This is a genomic window from Klebsiella sp. GW_Kp181, assembly GCF_040062315.1.
Lineage (GTDB): Bacteria > Pseudomonadota > Gammaproteobacteria > Enterobacterales > Enterobacteriaceae > Klebsiella > Klebsiella oxytoca.
The window spans coordinates 62,850-75,062 of the sequence record NZ_JBEAFR010000002.1; the positions used below are offsets into that span (position 1 = coordinate 62,850).

Annotated in this window: 14 protein-coding genes; 10 read left to right on the forward strand and 4 right to left on the reverse strand. The window is 55.1% G+C overall.

Going from position 1 to position 12,213, the window contains the following annotated elements; all coding sequences use genetic code 11:
- Positions 1 to 69: 69 nt before the first annotated feature.
- Positions 70 to 906 (forward strand): alpha/beta hydrolase, encoded by an 837-nt coding sequence (locus ABLV11_RS01930; protein ID WP_004102181.1) that lies wholly within the window; start codon positions 70 to 72, stop codon positions 904 to 906.
- A 42-nt stretch (positions 907 to 948) separates the two neighbouring features.
- On the opposite strand, the gene ABLV11_RS01935 is transcribed toward ABLV11_RS01930, so the two are convergent.
- Positions 949 to 1,167: a YdcH family protein gene (locus tag ABLV11_RS01935; RefSeq protein ID WP_004102179.1), complete on the reverse strand. Its 219-nt coding sequence runs from the start codon at positions 1,165 to 1,167 to the stop codon at positions 949 to 951.
- 145 nt (positions 1,168 to 1,312) lie between these two features.
- On the opposite strand from ABLV11_RS01935, the gene ABLV11_RS01940 reads away from it, so the two are divergent.
- On the forward strand, positions 1,313 to 2,206 hold the full coding sequence (locus ABLV11_RS01940; RefSeq protein ID WP_004113159.1) for an oxidoreductase: 894 nt from the start codon (positions 1,313 to 1,315) through the stop codon (positions 2,204 to 2,206).
- Between the two features lie 87 nt (positions 2,207 to 2,293).
- Here the strand turns inward: ABLV11_RS01940 and ABLV11_RS01945 are convergent, their stop codons facing one another.
- Complete coding sequence (locus ABLV11_RS01945; RefSeq protein ID WP_004102175.1) at positions 2,294 to 2,542, reverse strand: hypothetical protein; 249 nt, start codon at positions 2,540 to 2,542, stop codon at positions 2,294 to 2,296.
- A 359-nt stretch (positions 2,543 to 2,901) separates the two neighbouring features.
- On the opposite strand from ABLV11_RS01945, the gene ABLV11_RS01950 reads away from it, so the two are divergent.
- Genes ABLV11_RS01950 through ABLV11_RS01980 form a run of 7 tightly spaced genes read left to right on the forward strand, consistent with a single transcriptional unit; the run spans position 2,902 to position 8,207 of the window.
- Entirely contained in the window at positions 2,902 to 3,873 is a 972-nt protein-coding gene (locus ABLV11_RS01950) for a phosphotriesterase (protein WP_195605778.1), read from the forward strand.
- 9 nt (positions 3,874 to 3,882) lie between these two features.
- Positions 3,883 to 4,623 carry a creatininase family protein gene (locus tag ABLV11_RS01955; protein ID WP_017145845.1) on the forward strand — a complete coding sequence of 247 codons (741 nt, stop codon included), beginning with the start codon at positions 3,883 to 3,885 and terminating at the stop codon, positions 4,621 to 4,623.
- Positions 4,616 to 5,059, forward strand: coding sequence for a PTS sugar transporter subunit IIA (locus tag ABLV11_RS01960; protein WP_004102169.1), 444 nt, complete (start codon positions 4,616 to 4,618; stop codon positions 5,057 to 5,059). Before ABLV11_RS01955 ends, ABLV11_RS01960 begins: the two co-directional genes overlap by 8 nt.
- A 26-nt stretch (positions 5,060 to 5,085) precedes the next feature.
- Positions 5,086 to 5,373, forward strand: a complete 288-nt coding sequence (locus ABLV11_RS01965; RefSeq protein ID WP_004102167.1) for a PTS sugar transporter subunit IIB — start codon at positions 5,086 to 5,088, stop codon at positions 5,371 to 5,373.
- A complete protein-coding gene (locus ABLV11_RS01970) occupies positions 5,370 to 6,680 on the forward strand; it encodes a PTS ascorbate transporter subunit IIC (protein WP_163528941.1) in 1,311 nt (436 codons plus the stop codon). The genes ABLV11_RS01965 and ABLV11_RS01970 overlap by 4 nt, the downstream gene beginning before the upstream one ends.
- 16 nt (positions 6,681 to 6,696) lie before the next feature.
- The gene (locus tag ABLV11_RS01975) at positions 6,697 to 7,437 is read left to right on the forward strand and encodes an SIS domain-containing protein (protein ID WP_049593112.1); all 741 of its coding nucleotides are present in this window, start codon (positions 6,697 to 6,699) and stop codon (positions 7,435 to 7,437) included.
- Between the two features lie 14 nt (positions 7,438 to 7,451).
- Positions 7,452 to 8,207: a GntR family transcriptional regulator gene (locus ABLV11_RS01980; protein ID WP_004102164.1), complete on the forward strand. Its 756-nt coding sequence runs from the start codon at positions 7,452 to 7,454 to the stop codon at positions 8,205 to 8,207.
- Positions 8,208 to 8,352: 145 nt separating this feature from the next.
- On the opposite strand, the gene ABLV11_RS01985 is transcribed toward ABLV11_RS01980, so the two are convergent.
- Positions 8,353 to 9,660, reverse strand: coding sequence for a serine hydrolase (locus tag ABLV11_RS01985; RefSeq protein WP_163528939.1), 1,308 nt, complete (start codon positions 9,658 to 9,660; stop codon positions 8,353 to 8,355).
- Between the two features lie 108 nt (positions 9,661 to 9,768).
- On the opposite strand from ABLV11_RS01985, the gene ABLV11_RS01990 reads away from it, so the two are divergent.
- On the forward strand, positions 9,769 to 10,647 hold the full coding sequence (locus ABLV11_RS01990) for a LysR family transcriptional regulator (RefSeq protein WP_064344351.1): 879 nt from the start codon (positions 9,769 to 9,771) through the stop codon (positions 10,645 to 10,647).
- A 126-nt stretch (positions 10,648 to 10,773) separates the two neighbouring features.
- On the opposite strand, the gene asd is transcribed toward ABLV11_RS01990, so the two are convergent.
- Entirely contained in the window at positions 10,774 to 11,892 is a 1,119-nt protein-coding gene (gene asd, locus ABLV11_RS01995; RefSeq protein ID WP_348855138.1) for an aspartate-semialdehyde dehydrogenase, read from the reverse strand.
- Positions 11,893 to 12,213: the final 321 nt, after the last annotated feature.

The window sequence follows — 12,213 nt, forward strand, 5'->3', positions numbered from 1 at the left end:
ACCTTTACACCCGACCAACTGCAGGCGTCAGGCCCGCAGCCTTGTTTTCTCTTCAGAGGAGTTTGTAACATGGCATTTGTGACCACCAAAGACGGCGTCAACATTTACTTTAAGGACTGGGGCCCGAAAGAGGCGCAGCCCATCGTATTTCATCACGGCTGGCCATTAAGCGCCGATGATTGGGATAACCAGATGCTTTTCTTCCTGGCAGAAGGCTTCCGGGTGATTGCGATTGACCGACGCGGTCACGGTCGTTCAGATCAGGTGAGTGACGGTCACGATATGGATCATTATGCCGCCGATGCCTCCGCGGTGGCGGAGCATCTGGATCTGCATAACGCCGTTCATGTCGGGCACTCTACCGGCGGCGGGCAGGTCGCGCGCTACGTGGCGAAGTATGGACAACCGCAGGGGCGCGTTGCCAAAGCGGTGCTGATCAGTTCGGTTCCGCCCTTGATGGTCAAAACGGAGAGCAATCCTGGCGGTACGCCAATTGAAGTCTTCGATGGTTTTCGCCAGGCGCTGGCTGCCAATCGCTCGCAGTTTTATCTCGACGTGGCGTCCGGCCCATTTTATGGCTTTAACCGCGAGGGCGCGGAGGTGTCCCAGGGCACTATTCAGAACTGGTGGCGGCAGGGCATGACCGGTAGCGCAAAAGCGCATTATGAGGGGATTAAAGCCTTCTCTGAAACCGACCAGACCGAAGATTTAAAAGCCATTACGCTGCCGGTGCTGGTGATGCAGGGCGATGACGATCAGGTGGTGCCTTATCAAAACGCGGCGATACTGCAGGATAAGCTGCTGCCGAACAGCCAGCTGAAAATTTATCCCGGCTTTCCGCACGGCATGCATACCTCCCACGCCGATGTGATTAACGCCGATCTGCTGGCGTTTATTCGCTCGTAGTCAGGCGGTATAAGAAGGCCGCCATGGCGGCGGCCTTATCGTCTACATCAGGCTTTCATGCTGGAGGATTTTGAGCATTTCATCCTTCAACATAAGTTTTTCTTTCTTCATCTGTACGAGCTCGAGACTGTATCCTTTGCCATCGACTCCTTCTATCCGGGAAATGTCGTGATCGAGTGCGTTATGTTTTTCGAATAGCGACTGAAAGCGCGGGTGCGTGGTTTTCAATCGAGAAATCAGCTCTCTGTATTCTGGAAACATGTACCTTCCTTGTTAATGGAGAAAGTGTGTACGACGACACACACATTCAGATTACCCATATGAATAAAATGGTAATGCGAACGAAGTCGCGTTTATGTTATGTAGCCATGAAATCTCAGGGGCCGGAGGCGGCCTGGAGGCATAGATGAATGTTGAAGAACCCACCGTTGCGTTGATTGGTCCCGGCGCAATTGGCACCACCATCGCCGCCGCGCTGCACGAGGTGGGTCGAACGCCTCTGGTATGCGGCCGGCGCGCTCACCCGCAGCTATCGCTACGTTTCGATGGCGGAACGATTGTGGTTCCGGGGCCAGTCGTCACTGAACCGTCTTCGGTCGTTGCGCCGTTCGATCTGCTTTTTGTGGCGGTAAAAGCAACGCAAATTGCCGCTATTGCGCCGTGGCTTAAAGCGCTATGCCATGCGCAAACGGTGGTTTGCGTGCTGCAAAATGGCGTTGAACAACGAGCGCTTTTCGCGCCTCATGTCGCGGAAGCGACGGTACTGCCGTCGGTCGTCTGGTTCCCCGCGCAGCGCGAACCGGAAGCATCGGTCTGGCTGCGGGCGAAACCGCGCCTGACGCTGCCCGATGCGCAGGGGGCTGAACGGGTCCAGTATGCGCTACGGGACACGCGCTGCGCAGTGGATATTAGCGACGATTTTCTCTCCGTGGCGTGGCGTAAACTGCTGCAAAACGCGGTTGCGGGCCTGATGGTACTGGCGGGACGGCGGGCAGGCATGTTTGCGCGCGAAGATATCACCGCGCTGGCTTTTGCTTATCTGCAGGAGGGGCTGAAGGTTGCTCGCGCCGCAGGCGCCAGGCTGGACGAGAGCGTGGCGCAGGAGATCGTCGCGGGATTTCATCGCGCGCCTCCGGACTTAAGTACTTCTATACTCACCGACCGTGAGGCTGGTCTACCGCTGGAGTGGGATATTCGTAACGGGGTCGTGCAGCGTTACGGCCGTATTTACCACATTGCCACGCCGTTAAGCGATGTGATTGTGCCGCTGCTGGCCGCCGCCAGCGACGGTCCCGGATAAAGGCGCGGGCGGCGGCACTAATCGGTTATTGTTCTGCGAGCTCTGGTGACAGGTGACCAAAACGCCGGTGTGTTGCGTTTCCCGTGATTAGAGAGATTCTGCCAGCCGGTCTACGACAACTTTGCCGCTATTATCAAACTGGGTAATGCGATAATTCACGCAATACGAACGACGGGTGGAAAATTGATTGAATAACGCCACCCGGCCTTTTTTATCGCCATTTTTGCTCACAATTATCCATTCGGTGACGTCCGTTGAATTGCCGTTATCGCTGCTGGCGTCCTGCTGTTCCACCAGTCGATCCTCTTTTTCTACCTTCAAAAAATCTCGTAACATTTATTTATCTCCGCTCATCATTGTTTTTAACAATACTCTCTTTATCGATTCATTCAATTAAACATTTTAATCAAAGATATTGATTATTAGTCTGAAATGTATTGGTTTAATAGGTGCGTATCCAATTGAATTAATGGAACATAAATTTAATCGCCTCACCCGAAACACCTATATTTTTCCATGAGTAACGGTTTTTTAGCCCGAATCTATTTACGTGACAACGTCACATAAATGTTAATGTCGACCCACCTCACAGATAAGAATTTAATATGATTGATGCGAACTTGATCACTTGACTGGTCAAGTGGGTCGCGCCTATGTTGAAGGCACCTTTTTATCCGTTCCGGAGAGTAAGAAACATGGCCATCATTCGAACGTTAAACGGGGATATTTCCGCTAATCAGCTGGGCGTAACCTACAGCCACGACCATATCTACTGTATTCCGCCCTATTGGGCCGAGCGTCAGGATGACGACCTCTTGCTCGACGATCCACAGGCTTCTGAGCGTGAATTAAGCGACTTCCGCCAGGCGGGAGGCAATGCCATCTACGACGCCACCGCGCCGGATTATGGTCGTCAGGCCGCTGCTGTCGCGGCCATGGCGCAGCGCCAGCAGCTGCACATTATTGCCACCGCGGGTTTTAACAAAGGGTTTCTGTGGAGTAGTCGGCGACCGGGCACAGCGCAAACTTTTGCCGAGTGGATTGAGCGTTCTGACGTCGACGAACTGGTTGAACACGTTTGCCGCGAGGTCACCGAGGGAATCGAAGGCACCGCGCATCGGGCCGGCGTAGTGAAATGTGGCACCGGCTATAACGCCATTTCCCCTCTGGAATACAAAACCATGGAGGTTATCGTTCGCGCCCAGCAGCGTACCGGGGCGCCGATGCACAGCCATACGGAAATGGGGACGATGGGACTCGAACAGGCGCGGATCTTTAAAAAATGGGGACTGGATTTGTCCCGCTTATGTTTTGCCCATATGGATCGCAATCCTGACCCCTGGCTGCACCGTCAGATCGCCAACACCGGGGCGTTTCTCTCATTTGACGGTATCAGCCGCATTAAATATCACCCTGAGCACATTCGCACCCAGGCCATCCTGGCGCTCTGCCAGCGCGGTTATCAAAAGCAGATTTTGATCGGCGGTGATTTTGCCCGTAAATCCATGAGCGCGCATTACGGCAAAGGGGGACTGGGGCTGAAGTTCATCCTCAGCGACTGGCGGCCAAGATTCATGGAAGAGGCCCGGGAGGCGGGGTTTGACGGCGAAGCGTTGCTGCATGATTTCTTCATCGAAAACCCGGCGCGTTACCTCGCTTTTGCCTGAGGAGGCGTCATGAAGCTGCACCATTTAAATGAGCGCGAGGCCAGGCGGGCGCTACAAAAGGCGCGGATAGCCTTACTGCCCCTTGGCGCGGTCGAACCGCACGGCGACCACCTGCCGCTGGATACCGATAACCTGCTGGCCGAGCGGTTTTGCGCGCGGCTTGATGAGCAGTTGGGCGAGTGCGCGCTGAGCCTGCCGGTTATCTCCTATAGCCAGGTCTGGTCGCTGCGCGGGCATGCGGGCGCGATTGATATCGGTAATGAACGGCTGACGTCGCTGCTGGTGGCGCTGGCGGAAAACATGGCCAGCTACGGTATTACCACCACGGCGGTGATCAACTCGCATTACGGCAACTTTGACGCGATTAAAGCCGCTTCCCGCCAGCTTAAAGAGCAGGGCATCACGCTGCTTAGCTACAGCTGGGCAGGTATGGATGAAGAGGTAAAAAAACGACAAACCTCGGCGGTGGCTTATCCGGGATATATGCATGCCGACGAGGTCGAAACCTCGCTGATGCTGGCGCTGGCGCCGGAGTTCGTCAACATGGCGGAGGCGCGCGCGCACTATCCCGAATTCCCGCAGAATTTTCGCTATCAGCCGATGCGCTGGACCGAGTTTTCTGCTTATGCGGTGCTGGGGGACCCCACCCTTGCGAGCGAAGAGAAAGGGCGCGCGTTTGTTGCCCGGGCGCTGGCGACCACCCTGGCCTCCATTCGCCACCACTTAACGCAAGGAGCCCGTGATGATTGAACGTCAGTCGATAACCGTTGACTGCCCGGCCGCTACCCCGGAGGAGGCTATTCGCGAGGCGGGGAACGCGCTGTGCCGCGCGGGGGCCTGCAGTCCGCAATACGTCCAGGCGATGATCGCCAGCTATCGCGAGCTGGGCCCTTATTTTGTCATCGCCCCTGGTCTGGCCCTGCCGCATGCCCGTCCGGAACAGGGAGCGATCAAAGCGCAAATTAGCGCGATCCGGCTGCGCGAACCGCTGGCGTTTGGTCATGCGGAAAACGACCCTGTGCGGGTGGTTCTGGGCCTTTCGGCTACCAGCAGCGACGCGCATATCCACCTTATCCAGCATATCGTCACCGTGCTCAGCGATGAAAATAATCTGCATACCCTGATGCATTCAGACGATCCGGAACAACTTTATCGGCTGTTGGCCAGCGGCTCACAGCGTTTATAGCTGTAATTAACACGGAGTGAATAGCGATGAAAATTCTGACAGTCTGTGGTTTAGGTATGGGCTCGAGCCTGATTTTAAAAATGAACGTTGAGGCGGTATTAAAGCAGCACGGGATTCAGGCCTCCGTGGAACATATGGATGTCTCATCCGCCGCTTCGGCCAACGCCGATGTCGTCATCACCAATGCCGAACTGGTGGACAACCTGAAGCATCTTTCCTGCCCGGTGGTGGTAGTAAACAACTACATTGATAACGCAGAAATCACCGCGGCGCTGACCCAGGCGCACATTCTGCGCGCGGGAGAGCCAACATGAGCGAGTTTCTTGGCGTCCTGCGCTGGATCACCATCAACATATTTGGTGAGGCGTCGATTTTAATTGGCCTGATCGTGCTGCTGGGACTGGTTTTGCAGAAAAAATCGCTGGCAGACATTGTGTCCGGCACCCTGAAAGGCATTCTGGGTTTTCTGATCATCGGCGCGGGGGCCGGGATTATCGTTTCCGCGCTACTGATCTTTCAGCCGATCTGGACCGAAGTTTTCGGCCTCAGCTCGATGAATCTGACCAATATTATCGGTCAGGCGCGCTTTAGCGAACGCTACGGAAGCAGCGTGACGATCGCCATTGCCGGCGGTTTCGCTATCAATCTACTGCTGGCCAGGCTGACGTGCTTTAAATATATCTATTTGACCGGACACATGATGTTCTGGACCACCATGATATTTGCCGGGGTGATGGTGAACACCGAGCCCGCTATTTCTGCGCTACAGCTGACGCTCATGCTGACGGTTATCATGGGACTGTACTGGACCTTGCAGCCCGCGCTGGTTCAGCCATGGGTACGGAAAATTACCGGCAACGATAACGTGGCGCTGGGGCATACTTCCGCCTCGGTCGCGCTGCTGGGGGCCATTTTCGGCCAGATCTTCGCCCGTAATAAAATCAGTTCCGAAGATATCAAAGTTCCTAAAAAGCTCGGTTTTCTGCGCGATTCCAACGTGGTGACCGCGTTAACCATGGCGCTGCTGTTTTTTATCGGCACCTTTATTCTGCAAATCAAAGGCACCCCGAAAGCGGCGGAGATTCTTGCACAATCCGGCGACCTGAGCTTCTACATCTATGCCCTTAAACAATCGCTGATGTTCACCGGGGGCATCGCCGTGGTGCTGCTCGGGGTGCGGATGTTTATTGGTGAAATGGTGCCCGCGTTTAACGGCATCGGCTCGCGGCTGGTTCCGGGGGCCAAACCTGCGCTGGACTGCCCGATTCTGTTCAACTTTGCGCCAAATGCGGTGGTGCTGGGGTTCGTCGGCGCCTTTGTGGGATCGCTGCTGTGGCTGACCCTGATCGGCCGCTATACCGGCTACGTATTTATTCCCAGCATGATCGTCATTTTCTTCCATGCCGGTACGGCAGGGGTCTTCGGCAATATCACCGGCGGCTATAAAGGCGCGCTGCTGGCGGGATTTATCACCTCAACGGTGGTCGCCTGGGGGCAATATTTCTGCGTGACCGGCTTAATCAACAACACGATCCCGGATACGGCGCTGTGGGCGGGCGATAGCGATATGTTTGTCCTCGCGCCGCTAATCCATCTTTTGACCCGCTTGCTGACGTTCTGATATCAGGAGGAAGTCTATGAGCCAGGCACTGAAACAGTATTACAGTCAGATCCGCCAGAAGCTGGGGTTGCTCGAACAGCGCGCCGATGAGCTGAACCGGGCGGCAGAAATGATGGCCCACAGCGTTCTGGCGCAGCGCAATATCTTCGTCTTTGGCGCCAGCCACGCCGGTATTCTGGCGGAGGAGATGAGCTATCGGGCAGGCGGTCTGGCCATCATCAACCCGCTTTTTACCCCTGCGCTGATGCTTAACGTCAGGCCGTTAACCCTTACCAGCGCGGTGGAAAATGTGGAAAATCTTGGCCGCGTGCTGGTTGAACAGTCGCCGCTGAGGGCCGACGATATTCTGCTGATTCACTCAGTGTCGGGGCGAAATGCGATTACGATCGATGTCGCGCTGGCGGCAAAAACCTGCGGAGCCAGGGTTATCGCAATTACCAGCCTGGCGACGGCGGCACGAGTCTCTTCCCGCCACTCCAGCGGTAAACTGCTGGTAGACATTGCCGATATCACCCTTGATAACCACTGCGAGTATGGCGATGCGGCGGTGAGCCTGCCGGGGCTGGCGCAGAAAGTGGCGCCGCTCTCCACCATCATGGGGGCGGCCATCGCCAACAGCCTGGTACTGCGTATTTGCGAAATTATGCTGGAAAATGCGCGCACGCCGCCGGTTCTCGCCAGCGCAAACATAGACGGTAATCAGGAGATAAATCAGGATATACTGAGCGCATACAGGAGCCAGATACACTATCTCTGAGTTGGAGCGCAAGTATGTATGAGTCGGATGGACTCCCTCTCTATTTAAGAATAAAAGACGTTATCCTGCAGCGGATCCTCTCTTTTACCTATGACGATAAACTCCCGGGCGAGCTGCTGCTTGCCGGGGAGTTCAAGGTGGCGCGCGGCACGATTAAACAGGCGATAGATTCGCTGGCCAGCATCGGTATGGTTTATCGCGAGCAGGGAAAAGGCACTTTTATCAACCGCGATGCGCTGCAAAAATACTACACCGACCTGCCGGACGTACTGACCACCTTTGCTGCTCCCGGCGCGATAGAAGTGGAGGTGCTGTCGCTGATTTCAACCATGGCCGACCGCCACGTAGCGGAACAGATGGGGCTCGATTTGGGTAGCCAACTGATGCGTCTGGAGCGGTTACTCGTGCAGGGTGAGCGGCCGGTCGGCCACGTGCTGACCTGGCTTAACGGCCGAATTTATAACGACCTGAGTCACGTGGACGGCAGCCGATCGCTCTATAAACAGCTGCGGGAAACATTCGGCTACTCGCCGGCTAACGCGACCGAACGCTATACGCCGGTGTGCTGCGATATCCGCACGGCGGGATTGCTGAATATTGAACCCGGGCGTCCTCTGTTTCGCATTGAGCGCGTCGCGCGCGATCTTGATGACGTGGTCCTTGAATACAGCGTCACCCATACTCTGGACGCCAGCCTGTCGCTACAGATCGCCACCAGCCAGAGTAGCGTGAGTCAGCAGTGGAACTGCACGATCGAGAAAGGGCGCTGATCCGCCTTATATTACCGGCTCGCCACCCCAGCGACAGGCAGATGATAGCCAGCTTTGCCGTTGGCAGGCTGGCTTCCAATCGTTTAAAAATGGTTGAGCTCACTTCGCTCATGGTCTGCAAAAGAGCGACGGTTTTAAACCGGCATTAGCGTAACGCCTTCGCTATCGCGCTAAACATCAGCGACGCCTCTAGCGGTTGGGCGCTGAAGGAGGGTTCAGCCTGCGGCCAGGTCGACCACTGCACGATGACCAGGTTTTCCGCCTGATTGACCATAATCATCTGACCAAATATCCCCAGCGCCCACAGCGAATGTTGAAGGGATGCCTGCGGAGCGGGCTCAACGTTGCTGGCATTGACCGGCACTTCATTGTTCCACCACTGGTAGCCGTAGAGACCGTTTGGATGTGCCGCGGATACTGAACCTGTCGCCCGGGTCCAGTTTGATGATTCGGCAACCCAGTTTTCCGGCAAGATCTGCTCGCCGTTCGGCAACACGCCGTTATGCAGGATGAACTCACCGAAGCGCCCCCAATCTTCTAGCGTGGCGTTAAAGCCATGCGCGCCCACGTCGTGCTCACCTTTTGTATAGGCATGCCACACGCCATCGCTCGCCATACCGTAGGGTTGCCAGATACTTTTCTCCAGATACGCCGCCAGCGTCATACCGGTGGCGCGTTCCAGGACATCACCCAGTAGCCAGGCGCCGCCGGAGGAGTAAGACCAGTTCTCTCCGGCCGGATGCGCCCGACGCAGGCCGGACACCAGCTGACGTACGCAGTCATAGGCGCCGGGTCTGGCTTCACACTCGGTAAGCCGGGCGAAGTCCGATTGCGGATTAGTATAGTCTTCATTCCACGCCACCCCGGAGGTGTGGCTAATCAGCTGCCTCAGCGTCACGCCTTCCCAGGCGGTGCCTTTCAGGTCGGGTTCATACTGGGTGACAAGATCGTCGAGCGAGTGAATTTTGCCCTGTTTAATCGCCACGCCCACCAGCGTGGATACCACGGACTTGCCCACCGAGCGCGAGGTCCAGAGGGTGGTGTCGGTATTGCCTTCCGCCAGATATTTCCAGGCAACTTTGCCATTTTTCAGCACCAGCATGCCGCTGACGTTCTGGCGCTGCAGATAATCCTGCAGGGTCCAGGTGTGGCCATTAACTTGATAGCTGGCGTGAGTTAACCGTTTCGCTGCAGCCTGCAACGGTACGGCATGACCGTGATGAAACACATCGCCTGCGTAATTGCGGTAGTCGTTACGAAAGCCGATTACCCGGTCGGTCTGGCTCCAGGTGAGCATTTTATGGGTATCCGGAAGCTGTGCATCAAAGGGAGCAGGGCACGCGCTAAGTTCGGTCCCGGGGCAGGCGGCCTGCGCGATGGGGGCCAGCAGGCCGCTGCAGAGGGTGATGACAACACTGGACAGCAGGCGACGATTAACCACTTTGTTTTTCATATTTTTTCTCGTTCAGCTCAGGAAGGCGTTTAGCTTAAAAAAATGCGGCCTATAATAAAAAGCGCCTCATGGGGGAAAATCCCCCCGAATAACCGAGTGGAGAGCACAATGCCGACCCTGATGTATTCTTTTGCCCAACTTGAAGCCTTCACCGCTGTGGTTGAGTGCAAAAGCCTGGCGAAAGCGGCGCGCCAGCTGGGCAAGGACCGCACGACGCTTCGCGATTTGATTGAGTTCCTTGAAGATGGTCTGGGGTATGCGTTGTTTCTGCGTGAAGGTCGCAGCTTGCAGCTGACGCCGGAGGGGGAACAGCTGCAGCGTCAGGCGCACCTGCTGATGCGCCAGGTCAAAGCCTTTGAAGCCTTTGCCAAAGAAGTGCCGAATAGCGCCACGCAGGATATTACGCTGGCCTACGATCCCTTTACCCCCAGAACGTTGTTACAGGCGCTGATTGGCGCCATGGCCCGGCGCAACGTTCGTCTGAGCCTGATTAACGCCTCGCGTGACGAGGCGGAAAGGCTGCTGGCGAGTGGATTGGCCGACCTGGGTATCTGCCAGGCGCGACATCGCAGCGTGGGCGACGCTATGGAGTGGCGCGCCCTGGGGTCAATCGAGATGGATTTTTACGCCTCCGAAGCGCTTTTTCCCGCCGCTAAACAACCGCTTTCTCTGCTGGAACTTTCGCTGGCACCGCAGGTGATTATGCACCCGGATACTGACGAGCCCGTGGCCCGCCGTCTGCAGATTTCAGGGCGCACCATTTTTACCAACGAACAGGAGATGCTGCGCGCCCTGCTTGAACAGGGCTGCGGCTGGGGATTTTTGCCGACGCACATGAATGCGGCGCGGTGGAAAAACGTCAAAAAATTGCCGACCGAAGTGGGTAATCAGGGGATCGGCCAAACGATGGTGACCATCTGGAAGCCCGGCAACGACAGGCGCACGCTGGTGGCTGACGCGCTGGCCTTGTTGCCGGAACTGTGGTGAAAGCAGAGCCTCGCTGTGGGTTTGACGGCGACAGGCCGGGGCACAGGATGCCGCGGTGGTGGAACCGATATTTAAATATATTTCCCTGACCACCATTCTGGTATTAAAACGCCTGCCGCAGAAGAATTAAACGCGATTAAGCAAGATATTTAACATACGACGCAAAGGCTCCGCCGCTCCCCATAAAAGCTGATCCCCAACGGTGAGTACCGAATATACAGGTTCATTATTCAGGGCCATTTTTTTATAACGGCCTATGCCTACCTGCAGCGAGCCACTGATATAGGCTGGGGTTAATTTGCTGACGCTGTCGTTTTTATTATTGGGGACATAGTTAACCCAGGGATGGGCATTACCCACTAATTCAGCAAATTCAGCTTCGCTGACTTCACGCTTTAATTTTAAAGTAATCGCTGCGCTATGGCAGCGAATGACGCCAACCCGAATGCATAAACCGTTCACGGGAATAGTTCCGCGGGGCAAGCCCAGAATTTTGTTGGTTTCTGCTTCGCCTTTCCACTCTTCGCGGCTATTGCCGTCGCCTAAATCGGCATCAATCCAGGGAATGATGCTTCCCATTAGGGGAGCGCCGAAGTGTTGGACGGGCATGCCCGCGCTGTTAATCAGTTCGCTGACTTTATTGACTAAAGGAAGGACTGAGCCGGAGCTGGTCAATTCCTCTGCCGACAAATGATTGCTCACCCAGGCGCTTTGCGCGATTAATTCTCTGACATGTTTAGCGCCAGCGCCGGATGCAGATTGATAGGTCATCACGCTCATCCATTCGATCAGGTCAGCCTTGAGCAAGCCGGCGAGCCCCATCAAGCTGAGGGTAATCGAACAATTACCGCCGACAAAAAGTTTTAGCCCTTGTTGGATTGACCGATCGATATGGGTACGGTTAACCGGATCGAGAATGATACAGGCTTTTTCATCCATGCGAAGCGCCGATGCCGCATCGATCCAATAACCCTGCCAGCCATGCGTAATAAGTGCGGGATAAATGGCTTTAGTATAATCGCCGCCCTGGCAGGTGATAATAATATCCATATCGGCGAGTTCACTGACTGAATTCGCATCTTTAAGGATATAACTCTCGCCATATATAGTTGGGCCAACGGCCCCCGCGCTGGAGGTACTAAAAAAATGTGCAGCGATATCACGGAAATCGTTTTCTTCAACCATGCGTTGAAGCAATACAGAACCTACCATGCCACGCCAACCAATAATGCCGACCTGTTTCATTTACTTAGCCTTTGCTCTGTTATAAAAAAGTTAAATCTTGCGTGGTTTTATATCGCACTCTTAAGTTCAGGTCATCAAAAATAAATGGAATTGATATCGTAATAAGAATATTTAATCAGGGGTTAGAGAAAGTAATAAGAGAATTTTCGAAGACCAAATAAAAAACCTAATCTGCTTACACTTATTCCTCTGCCGTTCTTTCATGCAACACGGCTGGGTGTGGCTTTCGCCGCGCATCATGCTGCTCTTTTCAGTCAACACGATCGCTGTCGGCAACGGCAAAAGGGGCCGAGGCAGAAAAAACTGGACGCTTGCTTCCGC